Annotated in this window: 19 protein-coding genes; 8 read left to right on the top strand and 11 right to left on the bottom strand. The window is 67.5% G+C overall.

The annotated features are described in order from the left end of the window. Nucleotides 1-105 precede the first annotated feature (105 nt). Nucleotides 106-870, top strand: a complete 765-nt coding sequence (gene radC / locus RSP_RS14245) for a RadC family protein (RefSeq protein ID WP_011338763.1) — start codon at nucleotides 106-108, stop codon at nucleotides 868-870. Here the strand turns inward: radC and RSP_RS14240 are convergent. Further along, on the bottom strand, nucleotides 848-2,386 hold the full coding sequence (locus RSP_RS14240; RefSeq protein WP_011338762.1) for an OmpA family protein: 1,539 nt from the start codon (nucleotides 2,384-2,386) through the stop codon (nucleotides 848-850). The genes radC and RSP_RS14240 overlap by 23 nt on opposite strands. 114 nt (nucleotides 2,387-2,500) lie before the next feature. Then, nucleotides 2,501-5,227: a preprotein translocase subunit SecA gene (gene secA / locus RSP_RS14235; protein ID WP_011338761.1), complete on the bottom strand. Its 2,727-nt coding sequence runs from the start codon at nucleotides 5,225-5,227 to the stop codon at nucleotides 2,501-2,503. 199 nt (nucleotides 5,228-5,426) lie between these two features. Between secA and RSP_RS14230 the strand changes: the two genes are divergently transcribed. The 4 genes from RSP_RS14230 (at nucleotide 5,427) to RSP_RS22265 (ending at nucleotide 8,313) form a co-directional block, all read left to right on the top strand. Next, nucleotides 5,427-6,281 (top strand): peptidylprolyl isomerase, encoded by an 855-nt coding sequence (locus tag RSP_RS14230; RefSeq protein WP_002721622.1) that lies wholly within the window; start codon nucleotides 5,427-5,429, stop codon nucleotides 6,279-6,281. A gap of 22 nt (nucleotides 6,282-6,303) precedes the next feature. Beyond that, on the top strand, nucleotides 6,304-7,641 hold the full coding sequence (argJ, locus tag RSP_RS14225; protein ID WP_011338759.1) for a bifunctional glutamate N-acetyltransferase/amino-acid acetyltransferase ArgJ: 1,338 nt from the start codon (nucleotides 6,304-6,306) through the stop codon (nucleotides 7,639-7,641). After that, complete coding sequence (locus tag RSP_RS14220) at nucleotides 7,638-8,036, top strand: (deoxy)nucleoside triphosphate pyrophosphohydrolase (RefSeq protein WP_002721618.1); 399 nt, start codon at nucleotides 7,638-7,640, stop codon at nucleotides 8,034-8,036. The genes argJ and RSP_RS14220 overlap by 4 nt, the downstream gene beginning before the upstream one ends. A gap of 136 nt (nucleotides 8,037-8,172) precedes the next feature. Then, a complete protein-coding gene (locus RSP_RS22265) occupies nucleotides 8,173-8,313 on the top strand; it encodes a hypothetical protein (protein WP_002721616.1) in 141 nt (46 codons plus the stop codon). A gap of 111 nt (nucleotides 8,314-8,424) precedes the next feature. Here RSP_RS22265 and infB read toward each other — a convergent pair whose 3' ends face one another. From infB to rimP, 4 genes are read right to left on the bottom strand one after another with little or no spacing between them, the layout of a single operon-like run. Further along, the gene (gene infB / locus RSP_RS14215) at nucleotides 8,425-10,935 is read right to left on the bottom strand and encodes a translation initiation factor IF-2 (protein WP_011338758.1); all 2,511 of its coding nucleotides are present in this window, start codon (nucleotides 10,933-10,935) and stop codon (nucleotides 8,425-8,427) included. Then, a complete protein-coding gene (locus RSP_RS14210) occupies nucleotides 10,932-11,564 on the bottom strand; it encodes an RNA-binding protein (protein WP_011338757.1) in 633 nt (210 codons plus the stop codon). The genes infB and RSP_RS14210 overlap by 4 nt, the downstream gene beginning before the upstream one ends. Before the next feature lie 14 nt (nucleotides 11,565-11,578). After that, nucleotides 11,579-13,186 (bottom strand): transcription termination factor NusA, encoded by a 1,608-nt coding sequence (nusA, locus tag RSP_RS14205; protein ID WP_002721609.1) that lies wholly within the window; start codon nucleotides 13,184-13,186, stop codon nucleotides 11,579-11,581. A gap of 36 nt (nucleotides 13,187-13,222) precedes the next feature. Next, nucleotides 13,223-13,837 carry a ribosome maturation factor RimP gene (rimP, locus tag RSP_RS14200; protein ID WP_011338756.1) on the bottom strand — a complete coding sequence of 205 codons (615 nt, stop codon included), beginning with the start codon at nucleotides 13,835-13,837 and terminating at the stop codon, nucleotides 13,223-13,225. 264 nt (nucleotides 13,838-14,101) lie between these two features. Between rimP and cysQ the strand changes: the two genes are divergently transcribed. From cysQ to galU, 3 genes are all read left to right on the top strand, one after another. Further along, a complete protein-coding gene (gene cysQ, locus RSP_RS14195) occupies nucleotides 14,102-14,896 on the top strand; it encodes a 3'(2'),5'-bisphosphate nucleotidase CysQ (protein ID WP_011338755.1) in 795 nt (264 codons plus the stop codon). A gap of 35 nt (nucleotides 14,897-14,931) precedes the next feature. Then, entirely contained in the window at nucleotides 14,932-15,729 is a 798-nt protein-coding gene (locus RSP_RS14190; protein ID WP_011338754.1) for a 3-deoxy-manno-octulosonate cytidylyltransferase, read from the top strand. A gap of 400 nt (nucleotides 15,730-16,129) precedes the next feature. Beyond that, nucleotides 16,130-17,023, top strand: a complete 894-nt coding sequence (galU, locus tag RSP_RS14185) for a UTP--glucose-1-phosphate uridylyltransferase GalU (protein WP_009563200.1) — start codon at nucleotides 16,130-16,132, stop codon at nucleotides 17,021-17,023. Between the two features lie 414 nt (nucleotides 17,024-17,437). Here the strand turns inward: galU and RSP_RS14180 are convergent, their stop codons facing one another. The 5 genes from RSP_RS14180 to lptC all read right to left on the bottom strand — a co-directional run bounded on the left by RSP_RS14180 (nucleotide 17,438) and on the right by lptC (nucleotide 20,624). Next, nucleotides 17,438-17,902, bottom strand: a complete 465-nt coding sequence (locus RSP_RS14180; RefSeq protein WP_002721599.1) for a PTS sugar transporter subunit IIA — start codon at nucleotides 17,900-17,902, stop codon at nucleotides 17,438-17,440. A gap of 33 nt (nucleotides 17,903-17,935) precedes the next feature. Then, nucleotides 17,936-18,511, bottom strand: a complete 576-nt coding sequence (gene hpf, locus RSP_RS14175) for a ribosome hibernation-promoting factor, HPF/YfiA family (RefSeq protein WP_002721597.1) — start codon at nucleotides 18,509-18,511, stop codon at nucleotides 17,936-17,938. Between the two features lie 225 nt (nucleotides 18,512-18,736). Next, the gene (gene lptB / locus RSP_RS14170) at nucleotides 18,737-19,498 is read right to left on the bottom strand and encodes an LPS export ABC transporter ATP-binding protein (RefSeq protein WP_002721595.1); all 762 of its coding nucleotides are present in this window, start codon (nucleotides 19,496-19,498) and stop codon (nucleotides 18,737-18,739) included. Next, nucleotides 19,495-19,986: an LptA/OstA family protein gene (locus RSP_RS14165; protein ID WP_009563197.1), complete on the bottom strand. Its 492-nt coding sequence runs from the start codon at nucleotides 19,984-19,986 to the stop codon at nucleotides 19,495-19,497. The genes lptB and RSP_RS14165 overlap by 4 nt, the downstream gene beginning before the upstream one ends. 23 nt (nucleotides 19,987-20,009) lie before the next feature. Next, nucleotides 20,010-20,624, bottom strand: coding sequence for an LPS export ABC transporter periplasmic protein LptC (gene lptC / locus RSP_RS14160; protein WP_011338753.1), 615 nt, complete (start codon nucleotides 20,622-20,624; stop codon nucleotides 20,010-20,012). Nucleotide 20,625: the final 1 nt, after the last annotated feature.

Here is a 20,625-nt window from a genome sequence, read left to right as displayed (position 1 = left end):
GGCTCCCGGCTCCCGGCTCCCGGCTCCCGGCTCCCGGCTCCCGGCTCCCGGTCTGGGTGGCGGGAATTAACCATTTTGCAACCAGCGCTGCCCCAGACTGCCCGAATGTGTGCGACTCGCGCCTTTCAGGAAGCGTCCCTTCCCCTCTTCCCCGGCGACGAGGACGAGGCTCTGGCCGAGCCGCTCGGCGCTCGGCTGCCGTCCTACATCGCCGATCACCGCAAGCGGCTCCGGGCCCGGTTTCAGGAGGGCGGGGCCGCCGCCATGCCGGATTACGAGCTGCTGGAGCTTCTGCTCTTCCGCTCGATCCCGCGGCAGGATGTGAAGCCGCTCGCCCGCCGCCTGATCGACCGGTTCGGCGACCTGAACCGGGTCGTCACCGCCGACATGGCGCGCCTCCTCGATGTGGAGGGTGTGGGCGAGGCGGTGGCGCAGGATCTGAAAATTCTCGAGGCGGTGGCGCAGCGCATGGCGCGGGCGCGGGTGATGAACCAGCCGGTGCTTACGTCCTGGGCCGCGCTTCTCGACTATTGCCACACCACCATGGCGCACCGCGCCACCGAGCAGTTTCGGGTGCTCTACCTCGACCGGAAGAACGTGCTGATCGCCGACGAAGAGCAGGCCCGCGGGACGGTGGATCATGTGCCGGTCTATCCGCGCGAGGTGGTGAAGCGCGCGCTGGAGCTGAACGCCTCGGCCCTGATCCTCGTCCACAACCATCCCTCCGGCGATCCCACGCCGTCGGATCAGGATGTGGCCATGACCGCGCAGATCCAGGAGGCGGCCTCCACGCTCGGGATCGTTCTCCATGACCATCTGGTCATCGGGCGCGGACGCGAGGTCAGCTTCAGGGGGCAGGGCTATCTGTGAGCGGCCGCAACCAGAGCTCCACCCGACGGTTCATCCGCCGCCCGGCCACCGTCGTGTCGCAGGCAAGCGGCAGCGCCTCGCCGAAGCCCTCGACCAGCGGCGGGCCCAGTTCCGGCACGGCCTCGCGCAACGCCGCAGCGACGGCCTCCGCCCGCTCCCGCGACAGGTCGAGATTGCCCCTGGCCGGCCCGCGCCCGTCCGAGAACCCGACCAGCATCAGCTGCTGCCCGCGGAACCGGCCGATCTCCAGCAGCTTGATCAGCTCGCTCAGACTCTCGCGGCTCTGCGGCTCAAGACTGTCCGTCCCCTCCTCGAAACGGAAGGTGATCGACAGCCGGTCGGCCCCCGCCATGAGATCGGTCAGCCGCTTCACCTCGTCGAGGGGAACTTCCTCGCCCGCGATGCGGATCGCATTCATGAGCCGCTGGCCGTCCGACGCCAGCGGCACTTGGCTCGGGCGGCGGTCGACGAAGCCCGCTTCGGCCACGGCCGCCTGCGCCGGCGCGCTGGAGAGGAACTCGAGGAACTCGCGTGCAAACAGCGGCAGGCGCCGCGGCGGGCTCACGAGGAAGACGGGGAGGGCGAGCGGGTAATCCTCCGATTTGACGGCGAGCGGCGAGGGCACCAGCGGGAAGCCGCAACTGTCGGTCAGGGGCAGGACCCGCGCGGCGCCGCGCGCGGTCTGGCCCGTGATCGCCAGCGCATAGGGGTCGCGGGCCACCGCTGCGGCGAGGCTCGCCAGATCCGGGTGCGTGATCTCGGCCGCGATCGGCCGCCCCAGCCGGGCCTCGAGCGCCGCCTCGAGGCTGATGTCGCGTGCGAGCGCGTGCAGGACGAGCGGCATGTCGGGCCCGCCCAGTTCCTTCCAGTTCGAGATCTCGCCCGACAGCGCCCGCGCCAGATCGGGGGTCGAGACGCGCGGCACCGGATTGTCGGCCGCCACGATCGGCACCAGCGCATCGAGCGCCAGCACGCGCGTCGTCATGCCGGGATCGGCATGGGCCGCGATGACCAGCTCGGCCGCGCCCGCCCCGAGCGCCTCGGCCGCGGCGGCGGGCGAGGCCGGGGAGAAGCTCACGCGCGCCACCGCTGTGCCATGGGCGTCGAGGATCTCGGTCGCAAATCCGGCGTCGGCGGCGAGCGGGCGCAGCGTGTAGCCGCGCGCCGCGGCCTGCGCGCGCAGCAGCCGCGGCAGCAGGCTCTCGCCCGCCTCGGTCGCGCCGAGGATGCGGATTTCGGCCAGCGGGGCGATCAGGTCCGGGCAGCCCGGTCCGGTGCAGGTGACGCCGGCAGAATCGACCGTGAGGGGGCCGAAGCGGGTGGCGATCCGGTAGAATTCCCCGTCGAAGCCCAGAAGCGTGCCATCGAGCACGATGGCGCCGCTGCGCGAGGTGAGGGTGATGTCCTGCGCCGGGGCGGGCGCAGCCGCCAAGAAAAGTGCGGCCGACAGGGCCCCGGACCATCCTCTGAAGCCCGTCCGCGATAGCCTGCCCATGATGCGAGGCAGCCTGTTCATGACTCCGGACGGATGCTCCAGCAGACCATGGGGGAGACGAGACGCATGCGGGCGCGAAAGATGACAGCTGTCAACCTCATCCGCGGCGGGCGCGGATGAGGTGGGAGAGGGCGGTCAGTCGAGACGGCCGTGGCAGTGCTTGTATTTCAGCCCCGAGCCGCAAGGGCAGGGGTCGTTCCGGGCCACATTGCCCCAGGCCGCGGGATCCGGCTCGCCCGCCTCGGCGCCGACGAGCTCGGGGGTCGGCTGCGGAGCCGCCGCCGCCGGCTGCGGCGCGGGCGCGACCGGCGCTTCTGCCGCGGCCGCCGCGCGCTGCTGATCGAGGAACTGGCGCATCATCGCCTGCTGCTCTTCCTCGCTCAGCGGACGGACCTGGGCCAGCTTCTGCGTCACATCCTGCCGGAGCGAGTTCAGCATCGATTCGAAAAGAGCGAAGGCCTCGGTCTTGTATTCCGACAGGGGATCGCGCTGCGCATAGCCGCGGAAGCCCACGACCGAGCGCAGATGTTCGAGCGTCAGCAGATGCTCGCGCCACTTGGCGTCGATGGTCTGGAGCAGGATCTGCTTCTCGATCGAGCGCATGGTCTCGGGGCCGAAGGCTTCGGCCTTCTCGGTCATCTGCCGGTCGGAGGCCTCGCAGAGGCGCTCGCGCACCACATCCTGATCGACGCCTTCCTCCTGCGCCCATTTGGCGAGCGGCGCATCGAGGCCGAGCTTGTCCTGCACCGCGCGGTGCATCCCCTCGATGTCCCACTGGTCGGCGTAGCTGCGCGGCGGCATGTGCTGATCGATCAGGTCGTCGATCACCTGATAGCGCATGTCCTGCGCGATCTCGGACAGGTCCTCGGTCTCCATGATCTCGAGGCGCTGGCTGAAGATCGCCTTGCGCTGATCGTTCATCACGTCGTCGAACTTGAGGAGTTGCTTGCGGATGTCGAAGTTGCGCGCCTCGACCTTGGCCTGCGCCTTCTCGAGCGACTTGTTCACCCAGGGATGGACGATGGCCTCGCCTTCCTTCATCCCGAGGGTCGAGAGCACCTTGTCGAGACGGTCGGAGCCGAAGATCCGCATCAGGTCGTCTTCGAGGCTGAGGAAGAAGGCCGAGCGGCCCGGGTCGCCCTGACGGCCCGAGCGGCCGCGGAGCTGGTTGTCGATCCGGCGCGATTCGTGGCGCTCGGTGCCCAGCACGAAGAGCCCGCCCGCTTCCTTCACCCGTTCTTTCTCTTCGGCATGTTCGGCCTCGATCCGGGCGCGCACCTCGTCGGGGTGGGCGGCGGGATCGGCGGCCAGCGCCTGCATCACCTTCATCTCGACATTGCCGCCGAGCTGGATGTCGGTGCCGCGGCCGGCCATGTTGGTGGCGATGGTGACGGCACCGAGCTTGCCGGCATCGGCCACGATCTGCGCCTCCTGCTCGTGCTGGCGCGCGTTCAGGACGTTGTGCGGGATGCCCGCGGTCTTCAGGAGGTCGGACAGGGCCTCGGACTTGTCGATCGAGGTGGTGCCGACGAGGATCGGCTGGCCGCGCTCGTGCGCGTCCTTGATCGAGGCGACGATCCCGTCGTGCTTCTCGCGCGCCGTGCGATAGACGGCGTCATGCTCGTCTGCGCGCGCCACGGGCCGGTTCGTCGGCACCTCGACCACGCCCAGGCCGTAGATTTCCATGAATTCCTCGGCCTCGGTGGCCGCAGTGCCGGTCATGCCGCCCAGCTTTTCGTAGAGGCGGAAGTAGTTCTGGAACGTCACCGAGGCGAGCGTCACGTTCTCGGGCTGGATCGAGACGCCTTCCTTGGCCTCGATGGCCTGATGCAGGCCGTCGGACAGGCGGCGGCCACGCATCATCCGGCCGGTAAATTCGTCGATCAGCATGATTTCATCGTCGCGGACGATATACTGCTGGTCGCGGTTGAAGAGCTTGTGCGCCCGGAGCCCCTGGTTGACGTGGTGCACGATGGTCGTGCTCTCGGGGTCGTAGAGCGACTGGCCCTCGGGCAGGAGACCGGTCTCGAGCAGGCGCTTCTCGAGGAACTCGTTGCCCTCTTCGGTGAAGGTCACGTTCCGCGTCTTCTCGTCGAGCTTGTAATGCTCTTCCAGGAGTTCCGGGATCAGCTTGTCCACCTTGGTATAGAGGTCGCTGCGGTCCTGGCTCGGGCCCGAGATGATGAGCGGCGTCCGCGCCTCGTCGATCAGGATCGAGTCCACCTCGTCGACGATGGCGAAGAAATGGCCGCGCTGGCGCATCTCTTCCTTCGAGGCCTTCATGTTGTCGCGGAGATAGTCGAAGCCGAGCTCGTTGTTCGTGGCATAGGTGATGTCGGCGGCGTAGGCGGCCTTCTTCTCCTCGTCGGACTGGAACGGATAGACCACGCCGGTCGCGAGGCCGAGCTGGGCATAGACCTTGCCCATCCATTCGGCGTCGCGCTTGGCGAGATAGTCGTTCACCGTCACGACATGCACGCCCTTGCCGGCGAGCGCGTTCAGATAGGCGGGGAAGGTGGCGACGAGGGTCTTGCCCTCGCCCGTCTTCATCTCGGCGATATTGCCCTGATGCAGGAAGATCCCGCCCATCAGCTGCACGTCGAAGGCCCGCAGGCCGAGCGCGCGACGCGCGCCCTCACGGCAGTTGGCGAAGGCTTCGGGCAGAAGATCGTCGAGGCTTTCTCCGCCTTCCTGCACCCGTCGCTGGAATTCGGCGGTCTTCTGCTTGATGCCCTCGTCCGAGAGAGCCTGAAATTCCGGCTCAAGGTCGTTGATGCGCGCCACGAGGCTGCGGACGGACTTCACCTTGCGGTCGTTGGGCGTTCCGAAGATCTTGCGCGCGAGCGTTCCGAGACCCAGCATGTTTTCTCCGCCTGGTCGTTCCTGACAAGCCAAGTCCTCTTGACATGATCGTGTGAGGCATCGGCCTTGCCCCCTCCGCCCGTAGTCTCCTAGAAGGCAGAACAGCCCGGCCCCGGCTCACGCGACCCAAGCGATGTAAGGGGATGGAGGGGTCAAGTCAACGTCGCGCGAGGGCGCGCCCGTTCAGGAGAAGGTGAGAATGGCGAACATTGCAAGGTTCTGGCGGGGTGCGTCCGTCGCGGCCGTCTGCGCGCTGGCGCTGGCCGCTCCGGTCCGTGCGGATGAGCCGACGGCCGACACGGTGGTGGCCACGGTGAACGGTCAGGACATCACTCTGGGCCACATGATCGCGCTCCGCGCGGGCCTGCCCGACCAGTATCAGAGCCTGCCCGACGATGCGCTCTTCAAGGGCATCCTCGAGCAGCTGATCCAGCAGGCGGCGCTCGCCCAGTCCATCGAGGGCTCGGTGACGAAGCGTGACCAGCTGTCGCTGCAGAACGAGGAGCGTGGCTTCCTGTCGGCCGTGGCGATGCGCCGCGTGGTCGAGGGGGCGGTGACCGACGAGGCGCTGCAGGCCGCCTACGACGCGCGCTTTGCCGATGCCGCGCCCCAGACCGAATACAATGCCTCGCACATCCTCGTCTCGAGCGAGGACGAGGCCAAGAAGCTGAAGGAAGAGATCGACGGCGGGGCCGACTTCGCCACGCTCGCCAAGGAGCATTCCTCGGACGGCGCGGCCGCCAACGGCGGCTCGCTGGGCTGGTTCGGTCTCGGCATGATGGTGAAGCCCTTCGAGGATGCCGTGGTGAAGATGAAGCCGGGCGAGGTCGTGGGCCCGATCCAGACCCAGTTCGGCTGGCACCTCGTCAAGCTGAACGAAACCCGGATCGCCGAGAAACCCTCGCTCGACGACATGCGCGACGAGCTGGCGGGCCAGATCGAGCAGGAGGCGGTTGCCCGCCACATCGACGAGGTGACGGCCAAGGCCGAGATCACCCGGCCCGGCGAGGGGATTGACCCCGCCGCGCTTCGGAAGGAAGAACTGCTCGACTGATCCGCGAACCGGAGGCACGGGCATGGGCAAGACGGACTGGAAAGACGAAGCGAAGTCGCTGAAGAAGAAGCTGTCGAAGCTCAAGGCCCGCGTGAAGGCCGAGAAGCCCGAAGCGAAGACCGCGGGCGCCAAGCCGGTGTCGCCGCTGGCCCCCGCCTCCTTCCCCACCCTGCCGGCCATCGGCGGGGTGGAATTCTCCGCCGTCGAGGCCGGAGTGCGCTACCAGAACCGCAAGGATGTGATGCTGATCCGGCTCGCGCCGGGCACGGCCATGGCGGGCGTCTTCACCCGCTCCTCGACGCGGGCGGCCTGCGTGCTCGACTGTCAGGCCAAGATCGGCGCCGCCTCCGAGGCCGGTGCGGCGATCATCGTGAACTCGGGCAACTCGAACGCCTTCACCGGCGCCGTGGGCGTCGAGGCGGTCGAGGCCGTGACCCGCGGCGTGGCCGAGGCCCTTGGCCTGCCGGTGGAGCGCGTCTTCTCCTCCTCGACCGGCGTGATCGGCGAGCCGCTGCCCTACGAGCGCATCACCGCGCAGATCCCCGCGCTGGTCGAGGGCCTGTCGGGAGACGCCATCGAGATGGCCGCGCGCGCCATGATGACGACCGATACGTTCCCGAAAGGCGCCTCGGCCACGGTCGAGGGCGAGGGCGGATCGATCCAGATCGCCGGCATCGCCAAGGGCTCGGGCATGATCGCGCCCGACATGGCGACGATGCTGGTCTATATCTTCACCGACGCGAAGATCCCGCAGCCGCTGCTGCAGAAGATGCTGTCGCGGCAGGTGGAGGCCACCTTCAACGCGATCACCGTGGACAGCGACACCTCGACCTCGGACGCGCTGCTGCTCGCCGCCACCGGCACGAGCCCCGCTGCCGAGCTCAACGGGCGCTCGAAGGCCGGGCGCGACTTCGAGGCGGCGCTGGGGCGGGTGATGCTCGATCTCGCGCAGCAGGTGGTGCGCGACGGCGAGGGCGCGTCGAAATTCGTCGAGGTCCGGGTCACGGGCGCGGCCAGCGCCGAGGATGCCCACAAGGTCGCCATGGCGATCGCCAATTCGCCGCTGGTCAAGACCGCGATCGCCGGCGAGGACCCGAACTGGGGCCGGATCGTCATGGCGGTGGGCAAGTCGGGCGCCGCGGCCGACCGCGACAAGCTCTCGATCCGCTTCGGCGACATCCTCGTGGCCGAGAAGGGCTGGCGCAGCCCCGACTACCGCGAAGAGGACGGCGCGGCCTACATGAAGCAGGCCGAACTGGTGGTGGCGGTCGATCTTGGCCTCGGCACCGACAGCCGCACGGTCTGGACCTGCGACCTGACGCACCGCTACATCGACATCAACGCCGACTACCGCTCGTGAAGATCGTCCTCGTCTCGGCCGTGGCCCTGATCGATGGCGACGGCCGCGTGCTTCTGGCCCAGCGGCCCGAGGGCAAGTCGCTCGCGGGTCTCTGGGAATTTCCCGGCGGCAAGGTTGAGCCGGGCGAAAGCCCGGAGGCCGCGCTGATCCGCGAGCTGAAGGAAGAACTGGGCATCGACACGAAGGCGAGCTGCCTTGCGCCGCTCACCTTCGCGAGCCACGCCTACGAGACCTTCCATCTGCTGATGCCGCTGTTCGCCTGCCGGCGGTGGGAGGGAATCCCCCAGCCGCGCGAGGGCCAGACGCTGGCCTGGGTGCGGCCACAGGCGCTTCGCGACTATCCGATGCCGCCCGCAGACCTGCCGCTGATCCCCATCCTGCGCGACTGGCTGTAACGGTTCTGTGGCACAAGCGCCTCAATCGTTCATATGTCGCACCCCAAAGGTGCTCTACGACCAAAATCGTGAGTGTTTATTTATCGCTTTATGACTAACCTGTGACTGGGGAAACTTGCTTCTTGGGGGAAAGCAGATGCTCAGGACGATCACGATCGGTAGCTGTGTCTCGGTTCAGGGCCTTCTCGTCGGCCAGATGGCGGATGGTAAGGTGATGGTTAGGGTCGACGAAAAGACGTATGTCGGTTACCCGATCCCGTCGAAGCGCGCCGCCTGACCTTCTGGCGCTCAACTCGTGACGAACGAAAAGGCCGGGCAGCGTCAGCTGCCCGGCCTTTCTAATCTCGGGATCCCGCCGCCCGCCGAAGCGGGCCGCGGGTATCCGGTATCAGGCCAGCTTGCGCTGGACCTCCTCGCGCTCGAAGATCTCGATCACGTCGCCGGGACGGATGTCTTCGTAGCGTTCGAAGGCCATGCCGCATTCCTGCCCGGACTGCACTTCCTTGACCTCGTCCTTGAAGCGCTTGAGCGTCTTCAGCGTGCCCTCGTGGATCACGATGTTGTCGCGCAGCAGGCGCACGCCGGCAGACCGCCGGGCCACGCCCTCGGTGACGATACAGCCCGCCACGTTGCCGACGCCGGTGATGCGGAAGACTTCCTTGATCTGCGCATAGCCGATGAAATGCTCGCGCACTTCGGCCTTGAGCAGGCCCGAGGCCGCCTTCTTCACATCGTCCACCAAGTCGTAGATCACGCTGTAGTAGCGGATCTCGACGCTCTTCTGGTTCGCGGCCTGACGTGCCGAGGCATTGGCCCGGACGTTGAAGCCGATGACCGCCGCCTGCGAGGCCTCGGCCAGCGTGATGTCGGTCTCGGTGATCGCGCCCACGCCGTAGTGGAGCACGCGCACGCGGACCTCGTCGTTGCCGACCTTCTCCAGCGCCTGCACGATCGCCTCGGCCGAGCCCTGCACGTCGGCCTTGATGACCACCGGCAGTTCCGCCACGTCGGCATCGGCCTTGGCCTTCGCCATCAGCTGCTCGAGCGTCGTCGCCGCGCCGGCTGCCGCACGCTTGTCGCGCGCCGCCTTCTCACGGTAATCGGCGATCTCGCGCGCCTGGGCTTCGGTCTCGACGACGTTCAGCACGTCGCCCGCTTCCGGGGTGCCGTTCAGACCCAGCACCTCGACCGGAACCGAGGGGCCGGCCTCATCCACACGCTCGCCCTTGTCGTTGATGAGCGCGCGCACCTTGCCCCACTGCTGGCCGACCACGAAGATGTCGCCCCGCTTGAGCGTACCGTACTGCACCAGAACCGTGGCCACCGGGCCGCGACCCACGTCGAGCTTGGCTTCGATCACCGCACCCTGCGCCTGCCGGCTCGGGTTGGCGCGCAGGTCGAGGATCTCGGCCTGAAGGGCGATGTTCTCGAGCAGCTCGTCGAGCCCGAGGCCGGTCTTCGCCGAGACTTCCACATCGAGCACGTCGCCCGACATCTTCTCGACGATCACCTCGTGCTGGAGCAGGTCGGTGCGCACCTTGTTCGGGTCCGCGTCCGGCTTGTCGATCTTGTTGATCGCCACGATCATCGGGACCTTGGCCGCCTTGGCGTGCTTGATGGCCTCGACCGTCTGCGGCATCACCGCGTCGTCGGCCGCCACCACCAGCACCACGATGTCCGTCACCTGCGCACCGCGGGCGCGCATCGAGGTGAAGGCCGCGTGGCCGGGCGTATCGAGGAAGGTCAGGACCGCGCCGCTCTCGGTCTTCACCTGATAGGCGCCGATATGCTGCGTGATGCCGCCCGCCTCGCCCGAAACGACGCTGGTCTTGCGGATCGCATCCAGAAGCGAGGTCTTGCCGTGGTCGACGTGACCCATGATCGTGATGATCGGCGGACGCGGCTGGAGGTCTTCCGCCTTGTCCTCGACCGTGTCGATCACATGCTCGACGTCGGCATCCGACACGCGCACGGCGCGGTGGCCGAATTCCTCGATCACCAGCTCGGCCGTATCGGCGTCGATGGACTGATTCATCGTGACCATCATGCCCATCTTCATGAGCGCCTTGACCACATCAGCCGCCCGCTCCGCCATGCGGTTGGCGAGCTCCTGCACCAGGATCGTTTCGGGCAGCTGCACGTCACGGACCTGCTTCTCGGCCTTGTGGCCGAAGCCCATCGCCTTCTGGCGGGCCTTCTCCTGCTTGCGCTTCATCGCGGCGAGCGAGCGCGTGCGGCCGCCTTCGCCCGAGAGCGCCTCGTTCAGCGTGAGCTTGCCCGAACGACGCGAGTCGTCCTTCTTGGTCGTGCGGTCGCGATCGGCCTCGCGCTCACGCTCCTTGCGCGAGGGCGGCAGGCCGGGCTTGGCCGACGGCGGCGCGGATGCGCGCGACTCGGCGGGCGCCGGTTGCGGCGCGGCCGGAGCCGGGGCGCGCTTGGCCTCTTCGGCGCGGCGGGCGGCCTCTTCGGCCTCGCGGCGGGCGCGTTCCTCGTCCTCGGCCTTCTGGCGCAGGGCCTCGGCGCGCTCACGCTCTTCGCGTTCCTTCGCCTCGAGTTCCTCGCGGCGGCGCTGGCGCTCTTCCTCGCGCTGGCGCTCTTCATCGGCGCGGCGCTTGGCGTCCTCGACTTCGCGCAGCTTGGCGGCGCGCAGGGCGGCGAGGCGGCGCTCCATCTCGGCATCGGAGATGCCGGCGGGGCGCTTCGCCGGGTCGCCGAGATGCGACGGCGAGCTCGTCGTGGTCGAAGACCCCGAGGCACCCGGCTTCGGAACGACCACGCGCTTGCGCTTCGTTTCGACCAGGACACTCTTTGTGCGGCCGTGGCTGAAGCTTTGCTTCACCTGGCCCGAACGCGAGCCGCCACCCAGGCCGAGGGGTTTCTTGCCGTCTGTATCGCTCATGCGTCTTTCGTATCCCTTCCGGCGGCCCTGCCGCCGATCTGCCCGCGAAGCCCGGCCAGTCTGGCCGCTTCATCCTGAACGCGCGTCGTGAGTCCACCAGCCGCGAGCGCGCCGTGTATCGCATGTTCACGGCCGAATGCCAAACCCAATTCCCGGGCGGTCAGACAGCCGATGAACGACCTTTTGCCTTCGGGCGGATGCAGCTTCGATTTGCCGCGTTCCGACCCGTCGCTGGCCTGGATGAGAACTTTCGCCTCGTCCTTCGACAGCCAGTCCTTCACCTTCTCGTATCCGGCAACCGCCTCTCCCGCCTTGCGAGCAAGCGAGATGAGATCGATCACCCGCCGGGCGAGCTGCGCCTCCACAAGGTCGGCGAGTCCTTCCGGCACCTTCACCGGCTGGCGCGCCGCCCGGGCGAAGAGCCCCTTGGCCGCCGCCTTCTCGATCGCCTTGCGGTCGGCCGAGACATACATGCCCCGGCCCGGCAGGCGCCCGAGGATGTCGGGCACCACCTGGCTCTCGGGGCCGAGGCCGAAGCGCACGAGGCCCGCCTTGGGCCCGCTCTCACCTGTCGCGAGGCAGCGCCGTTCCGGCTCGTCCCGCATGTCGTCCCGGCCTCCGCGAGTCATCGCTTCTGCGAGGCTCAGGCCTCGCCCTCCGTCTCTTCTTCTTCCTCGGCTTCCGGCGCGAGTTCGGTCGGATCGACCCAGCCCAGCATGACGCGTGCGGTCATCACCAGATGCTGCGCTTCCTCGAGGCTCACGTCGAACTTCTCGAGGACGCCCTCGTCCTTCACCCGCTGCCCGTTCACCGTGGTCCAGCCGCCGGCCAGCTCCCAGTCCGCGCAGGTGGCGAAGTCTTCGAGCGTCTTGATGCCGTCCTTCGCGAGCGCCTCGAGCATCTGCGGGGTCAGCCCTTCGAAACCGGCGAGGGAATCCTCGAGCCCGAGGGCGCGGGCGGATTCCAGGGCCTTGCGGTTGGCTTCTTCCAGATGGTCGCGGGCGCGGGCCTGAAGCTCGGCGGCCGTGTCCTCGTCGAACCCATCGATCGAAAGGAGTTCCTCGGGATCGACGTAAGCGACTTCCTCAAGGTTCGTGAACCCTTCGGACACCAGTAGTTGGGCCATCATCTCGTCGATATCAAGGGTCTCCATGAAGAGATTCGTCCGCTCGGCGAACTCGGCCTGGCGGCGAGCCGATTCGTCGGCTTCGGTCATGATGTCGATGTCGAGGGCCGTCAGCTGGCTCGCGAGGCGCACGTTCTGGCCGCGGCGGCCGATGGCGAGCGAGAGCTGCTCGTCGGGCACCACCACCTCGATCTTGCCGGCTTCCTCGTCGATCACGACCTTGGAGACCTCGGCCGGCTGCAGCGCGTTCACGAGGAACGTGGCCTGATCCTGGTTCCACGGGATGATGTCGATCTTCTCGCCCTGCAGCTCGTTCACGACGGCCTGCACGCGGCTGCCGCGCATACCGACGCAGGCGCCGACCGGGTCGATCGAGTTGTCGTAGGAGATGACCGCAATCTTCGCGCGCGAGCCCGGGTCGCGGGCCACGGCCTTGATCTCGATGATGCCGTCGTAGATCTCCGGCACTTCCATCTTGAAGAGCTCGGCCATGAACTGCGGATCGGTGCGGCTGAGGAAGACCTGCGGGCCACGGGCCTCGCGGCGGACGTCCTTGATATAGGCGCGGATGCGGTCGTTCGGACGGTAGCTCTCGCGGCCGATCTTCTCGTTGCGGCGCAGGATGCCCTCGCCGCGGCCGATGTCGACGATGATGTTGCCGTATTCCTCGCGCTTGACCACGCCGTTGATGATCGTGCCCTTGCGGTCCTTGAACTCGTCATACTGACGGTCGCGCTCGGCCTCGCGCACCTTCTGCAGGATGACCTGCTTGGCCGATTGCGCGGCGATCCGGCCGAGATCCACCGGCGGCACTTCGTCGATGATCTCGTCGCCGATCTTGGGATCCGCGAGATAGCTTCTCGCCTGCTTCACCGTCACCTGAGCGTGGTGATTCTCGATCAGCTCGTCCTCGACCACGGTGCGGATGCGGGCGAAGGTGGCGCGGCCGGTCTTGCGGTCGATCTTCACCCGGATGTCGAGATCCGAGCCGTAGCGCGACTTGGCGGCCCGCGCGAGGCTCTCTTCCATCGCCTGGATCACCAGATCGGGATCGATCATCTTCTCCCGCGCGACCGCCTCGGCGGTTTGCAGCAGTTCAAGCTGGTTGGCAGAGGTGATTGCCATGGTCGTGCTCCCGGTAAACGGTCAGTGGCGGGTTGGTCAGTGCTTGGTGGGAGGCTGCTCGGCCTCGTCGGCCTCCTCGCCTTCCGATTCCTCGATCTCGTCGAACTGGCTTTCGTCGAAATTGCCCGACGCCTTCTTCTGGCGCAGCATCTCGGCGATCAGCTCTTCCGTGAGGATGAGCTTGGCATCGGCCAGCCAGTCGAACTTCAGCCCAATGGTCACATAGCTGTCGCGGCCGTCCTCGATGGTGATGAGAACCTCGTCCCCCTCGGTGCCCGCCAGCTCGCCCTTGAAGCGGCGGCGTCCGTCGATGAGTTCGGTGGTCTCGATCCGGGCCTCGTAGCCGGTCCAGACCTCGAAATCCTTCAGCCGGGTCAGCGGCCGGTCGATGCCCGGGCTCGAGACCTCGAGCGTGTAATTCTCTTCGATCGGGTCCTCGACGTCCAGCGCGGCGGAGACGGCGGTCGAGATCTCGGCGCATTCGTCGACGACGATGCCGCCGTCGGGCCGGTCGGCCATGATCTGCAGCGTGCGGGTCTTGCCGCTCATCAGCCGGAGGCGGACGAGCTCGAACCCCATGCCCTCGATCACCGGCGTCACGATGTCGGCGAGGCGGCGGTCGATGGCGGTCTTGGCGACGAGGTCGGACATGGGAACCCCCAAAACGAAAAAACGGGCCGAGCGGCCCGTTGCGATCATCGGTGGAGCCATCGGTTTTGGAAGCCGAGGCGCCGCTATGGAAGGGCGTATAGGCCCATTCCGGCCGGGACGCAAGCTTGGAGTGCGGAGGCCGCGGGTGAGGGGCCTCGGCGCGGTTGCGGCCCGCCGCCGGGGCGGGCATGGAAACCTTGCCGTCCGGCGGCCGAGCGGGGATAAGGTCGCATCCGGCATCGCTCCCCACATCGAGGATCTTCCATGAATTACGACGATCTGACCGCCCTCATCCGCCGTCTCGCGCTGGAGGCGGGCGACAGGATCATGGAGGTCTACAACGGCCCCGATTTCGAGGTGAAGGCGAAGTCCGACGCGAGCCCCGTGACCGAGGCCGACGAGGCCGCCGACCGGCTGATCTCGGCCGGTCTGCGCGCGGCCTATCCCGACATCCCGCTCATCACCGAAGAACAGGCCGACTCGCACGGGCTCAGCGCCAGCACCTTTCTGATCGTCGATCCGCTCGACGGCACCAAGGAGTTCGTCCAGCGGCGCGGCGACTTCACCGTGAACATCGCCTATGTCGAAGACGGCGTGCCGGTCCGCGGCGTCGTCTATGCCCCCGCGAAGGGCCGCCTCTTCTACACCCAGGCGGACGGCACCGCCGTCGAGGAGACGGGCGCGCTTGACAAGACGAAGCCCGGCAACCTGCGCAGGCTCTCGGTCTCGAAGCCCGACAATGGCGCGCTGATGGTGGTGGCCTCGAAATCGCACCGCGATCAGGCAACCGACGATTACATCGCGAAATATGCGGTGAAGGACATGACGAGCGCGGGCTCGAGCCTGAAGTTCTGCCTCGTGGCAACGGGTGAGGCCGACCTCTATCCGCGGCTCGGCCGCACGATGGAGTGGGATACGGCGGCGGGCGATGCGGTGCTGCGCGGCGCGGGCGGGATCGTGGTGCGGTTCGACGATCATCAGCCGCTCGCCTACGGCAAGTCCGGCTGGGACAATCCCTTCTTCATCGCCCACGCGCCGGGCGTGACGCTCAAGTCCTGACGCCCCGTCCTCCCCGTTCCCATCCGGAAGTGCCCATGTCCGTCCTGATCGCCATCCCCGCCCGCTACGCCTCGACCCGCTATCCGGGCAAGCCGCTGGTCGCGCTCCGCGACCCGGACGGCACCGAGAAGACCCTGATCCGCCGCAGCTGGGAGGCGGCAATGGCGGTGCGCGGCATCGACCGCGTGGTGGTCGCGACCGACGACGACCGCATCCGCACCGCGGCCGAGGCGTTCGGCGCCGAGGTGGTCATGACCTCGCCCGACTGCCGCAACGGCACCGAACGCTGCGCCGAGGTGGCGGCGGCGCTGCCGGGCTTCGAGATCGTGGTGAACCTGCAGGGCGATGCTCCGCTCACGCCCGCGTGGTTCATCGAGGATCTGGTGGCGGGCCTGCGCGAGGATCCTTCCGCAGAGGTGGCGACGCCGGTGCTGCGCTGCGACGGGCGGGCGCTGAACGGCTTTCTGACCGACCGTCGCGCGGGCCGCGTCGGCGGCACGACCGCCGTCTTCGGCGCCACGCGCCACGCGCTCTATTTCTCGAAGGAAGTGATCCCCTACACCGGTCGCGCCTACGGCGATGCCGAAGAGACGCCGGTCTTCCATCATGTCGGCGTCTATGCCTACCGGCCCGCGGCGCTGGCGGCCTATCCTTCCTGGCCCATCGGCCCGCTGGAAGAGCTGGAGGGGCTCGAGCAGCTCCGCTTCCTCGAGAACGGCCGGTCGGTGCTCTGCGTCGAGGTCGAGGCCCGCGGGCGTCAGTTCTGGGAGCTCAACAATCCCGAGGATGTGGCGCGGATCGAGACCATGCTGGCCGAGATGCAGCGCGGCTGACGGTCCTCCGGCTGGAGAGGGTGCGGCCGCGGCGTCATGCCGCATCCCTTCTGCGAAGGATACGGTCCCCGGCCGGCGGGGTCGTGCGGAATGGGGCGCCCGACAAGGCGTTCCGGTCCGGTACTATCGAAGGCCGCACCGGTCGGCGGGCGACAGCGAGCTGCCTTGTCCTCGCACGTCGCAGCGAGGTGGCCGTTTTTCAGCGGTCTGCGCCCTTGAGCGCTGCCGCTGTTTCGCTGCCCGTCCCGCACCGGAATGCAAGAATCTTATCCACAGGACGGAACTTTTCCTGCCGGCACCAAATTGCCGACATATTGCTGCGATAGGGTGCGGCGAGTTCCAACTCCGTGTAGTTTGCACGGTGCCTGCGGATCAGGGCAGGCGAACCAGAGTGAGAGCTATGACAACAAACAAGGTTACCAAGGCCGTATTTCCCGTCGCAGGACTGGGCACGCGCTTTCTGCCGGCGACCAAGTCGATCCCGAAAGAGATCATGACGCTGGTCGACCGCCCCCTGATCCAATATGCGATCGATGAGGCTCGGGCGGCCGGCATCAAGGAATTCATTTTCGTCACCTCGCGCGGCAAGAGCGCGCTCGAGGATTATTTCGACAATGCGCCCGAACTCGAAGCCGCGCTGAAGAAGCCCGGCAAGGAGCATCTGCTCGACGTGCTGGAAAGCACCAACATGGAAAGCGGCGCCATCGCCTATGTCCGCCAGCACAAGGCGCTGGGCCTTGGCCATGCGGTCTGGTGCGCGCGCCGCCTGATCGGCGACGAGCCCTTCGCGGTGATGCTGCCGGATGACGTGATCGCGGCCGAGAAGCCCTGCCTGCAGCAGATGGTGGAGGCCTACGAACAGACCGGCGGCAACATGGTGGCCGCGATGGAAGTGCCGCCCGAGAAAGCTTCGGCCTATGGCGTGCTCTCGGTCGCCGAGGACATGGGCTCGATCGTCAAGGTCAATGGCATGGTCGAGAAACCGAAGGAAAATCCGCCGTCCAATCTTGCCGTGATCGGGCGCTACATCCTGACGCCGCAGGTTCTGAACAACCTGAACCGCAAGAAGGAAGGCGCCGGGGGGGAGATCCAGCTGACCGATGCGATCGCCGAAGAGATCGACGAGTCCGGCAAGGTCTACGGCTTCCGCTTCCGCGGCCAGCGCTACGACTGCGGCTCGAAGGCAGGCTTCCTGCAGGCGACCGTGGCCTTCGGCCTCGCGCGCCCCGAGCTGCGGGACGAGTTCTCGGGCTACCTGCACGACATGCTGGCTCTGGAGAAGGCGGCGCAATAACCGCCCGACATGCAGTTCGGCCCCCGGGTTCGGCGTTCCTGACGCGCCGGCCCGGGGGCCGTTTTCATTTCCGGATGCGGTCGGGTTCGCTGAGACCGCCGTTCGCGACACGGCCTTGCCGCTCCGCGCCGCCTGACCGGACAAGACAGGCCTTTTTCGCGTCAGTCGCGCGGGATCCTCGGCGCTGCTGCGCCTGAACGATGGTTTGTGCATCGGAGGTCCGGGTCAGGCCGGCATCGGGATGGGCAGGGCCAAACCCGAGCCGCTCTGCGGACCCGGCCTCCGCCTGTCCCGCAGGCCACGGCCGCTCTCGCAGATCCGGCCCACACGGGTCGACGGACACCGCGTTGATCTCGCTCGCTAAAACAGAGGATGTGATGAAGAACGGGCGGCACGGGGCCGCCCCGGGACCGTTCAGGCGGCCTGCGGAGCGCGGGTCTCGGTGAGGATCGCGTGCAGCTTGGCCGGGTCGGTGTTCGACCGGAGCTTGGTGCAGACGCCCGCGTCGCGCATGGTGCGCGAGACGAGCGCCAGAGCCTTCAGGTGATCGACGCCCGAATCCTTGGGCGCGAACAGGGCGAAGACCAGATCCACCGGCTGGCGGTCGACGCTGTCATAGTCGAGCGGTTTCTCGAGGCGCAGGAACACCCCCACGATCCGGTCGAGATCCTCGAGCCGGGCATGGGGCAGGGCGATGCCATGCCCGACGCCGGTCGGCCCCAGGCTCTCGCGCTCCTGCAGGCCGTCGATGGCGACCGACGCATTCAGAGCATAGGCCTGCGCGGCGACCTCTCCCAGTTCCTGGAAGAGGCGCTTCTTGCTCGTGACCTGGCTCAGAACCCGAACGGCTCCTGGCATCAGAAGTTTGGATAGTTCCATGGGCGGTCGCTTGTCCTGCGCCTCGGGCGCGCGCTATTTGCTGTTGCGCGGGTCGATCCAGCCGATGTTCCCGTCATCCCGACGGTAAACGACGTTCACCCCGCCATGACCTTCATTGCGGAAGACAAGCATGCTCTGGCCGGCGAGTTCCAGCTGCATGACGGCCTCGCCGACGGTGATCGAAGGAACCTTCGTCTCCATCTCGGCGATCACCATCGGCTGAAGGTTCTCGACCTCACCATCCTCGGCTTCCTCGGATGCGGCGAGGATATAGGAGGAACCCGGACCGAATTCAACCGGGGCCGTCCGCTCGCGGTGATGGTCGCGGAGGCGGCGCTTGTAGCGACGGAGCTGCTTGTCCATCTTCTCGCGGCAGCTCTCGAAGGCGGCGTAGATTTCGGTCGCACGGCCGGTCGCCTGGGCCGTCAGACCCGTCGACAGATGGATCGTGGATTCGCAGACATGTTCATGCGCAACGCGCGAAAAGACGATCGTCGCCTCGGTGGGACGCTGGGCATACTTCTCGATCACCTCGCCAAGTTCGGATTTGACGTGAGTCTGAAGCGCTTCACCGATGTCGATCTGTTTCCCGCTGATCTGGTATCGCATGATTCCTCCTTTTGACTCGGCAAGGCCAGTCCGCCCCAGACCGGGGTGCCCGCCGACTGTTATTGCTGACGCGGGCAAACGCCGGGATCCACGAGGCCTGGCCGGAGAGCGGGGCCTGAGCGGATCGGCGGCGAGGGCGGGTTCTGCACGCATCAAGGTCATTTGGCTGCTTTTGGCGCGCGGTTGTCAACAGCAAGCTCACGCCCTTCGACTGAGCCGAAAGCATCAGGAGATGCGGAAGTTCTGGCCCAGATAAACCCGCCTCACCGTTTCGTCGCGGACCACCTCTTCGGTGGTGCCGCTCTTGAGCACGGTGCCGTCGTGCAGGATGTAGGCTCTGTCCACAATCTCAAGCGTTTCCCGCACATTGTGGTCGGTGATGAGGACGCCGATACCCCGGCTCTTGAGGTCGTGCACCAGCCCGCGAATCTCGCCCACCGCGATCGGATCGACCCCTGCGAAGGGCTCGTCAAGCAGCAGATAGCGCGGATCTGCGGCAAGACACCGCGCAATCTCCACCCGGCGCCGCTCGCCGCCCGAGAGAGCGAGCGCGGGCGTCCGCCGCAGGTGCGCGATCGAGAATTCGCCGAGCAGCTCCTCGAGCCGTTCGCGCCGCGTGTGCGGGTCCTTCTCGGTGATCTCGAGGACGGCAAGGATGTTGTCCTCGACCGACAGGCCGCGGAAGATCGAGACCTCCTGCGGCAGGTAGCCGATCCCCATCCGTGCGCGGCGATACATGGGCAGGGCGGTGACGTCGCGGCCCTCGATCATGACCTGCCCGCCCTCGGGGCTGACGAGGCCCGCGATGGCATAGAAGCAGGTCGTCTTTCCCGAGCCGTTGGGGCCGAGCAGGGCCACGACCTCGCCGCGGTCGAGATGCATCGTGACGTCGCGGATCACCGGGCGGCGCTTGTAGCTCTTGCGCAGCCCCACCACCTGCAGGCCCGACCCGCCGCGCGTCACGACGAACTCCGATTTCACGTTCATGGCGCCTTGCCCGGCTGGAAGACGGTCTGCACGCGCCCCTCCATCCGGCCGGTGCCGGCGGTCAGGTCGATCACGAGCTTCTGCCCGGCCAGCGTATTAGGCCCCTGCGTGAGCAGCACGTCGCCCGTCATGACAACCTCGCCGCTCTCGATCGTGTAGACGGCCTGCTTCGCCTCGGCGGCTTCGCTGCCATTGGCGAGCGTGACGCCGCCAGAGGCATGGAGCCTGCGGATCGCGCCGCCTCCGGGGGCGTATTCGACCCGCACCGACTGTGCGCCGAGCCGCATCGGCCCCTGCGCGACGCGGACATTGCCCGAAAAGACCGCCGTTCCGTCGGCCTGGTTCACCTGAAGCTGGTCCGATCCGATCTCGACCGGAAGCGTCGTGTCCTGCTTGAGCCCGCCTCCGAAGGCGACCTCGGCCCCTTGCGCGTGCGCTGCCATGGGCAGCCAAAGCGCGGCCGCCGCCGCCATCAGGATCGTCCTCATCTCTCGCCTCGACATCGCGTCCATCACTTCTTCGGATCGTATATCAGCTTCACGCGATTCCCGAAGGTCAGCACATAGCTGCCGGCGGCTTCGGGATCCTCGGTCAGGCGCATCGAGCCGGCCTCGATCCGGCCGAGCGGGCCGGTGGCGTCGAGCGCGCTGTCGGAGCGCACGTCGGTCGCATCGAGATCGGCGGTCACCGCCTCGGTCGTCAGATGGTAGCCGGTGGAGGTGGTCACTTCCACCCCGCCACCCAGCCGCAGGAGCCGTGCATCGCTGTCGAGCGCGCCGGTCTCGGCCGCCATCGTGGCGCTTGCGCCGTCGGGCGTGTCGATCCGCGCGCGCAGGGCGGCGGCCCGACCCTCCTCGCCGGGCGACTGTCCCGGACGGGCCGCGGCGGCCTCGACGCTGAGCGCCGCACCGTCGCTGGTGATCCCGGCCCAGGTGGGCGCGGTGATCCGCGGCTCGCGGACCCGGTCGGCCACATCCACATCGGCATAGGGAATCGCGTCGTCGGGATTGATGGTCCGTGCCACGAGGAACAGCGTCGACAGGATCGCCAGCGCCGCCAGCGGCAGGACGACCTTCAGCCAGGAGACCAGCCGCGAATGAAGGTTGTCGGGCCGCGGGGGCGCCATG

Origin of the sequence: Cereibacter sphaeroides 2.4.1 (genome assembly GCF_000012905.2) — a bacterium.
Taxonomy (GTDB): Bacteria; Pseudomonadota; Alphaproteobacteria; order Rhodobacterales; family Rhodobacteraceae; genus Cereibacter_A; species Cereibacter_A sphaeroides.
The sequence above is the reverse complement of the archived record's forward strand: the minus strand, read 5'-3'. Positions and strand labels throughout refer to the sequence as shown.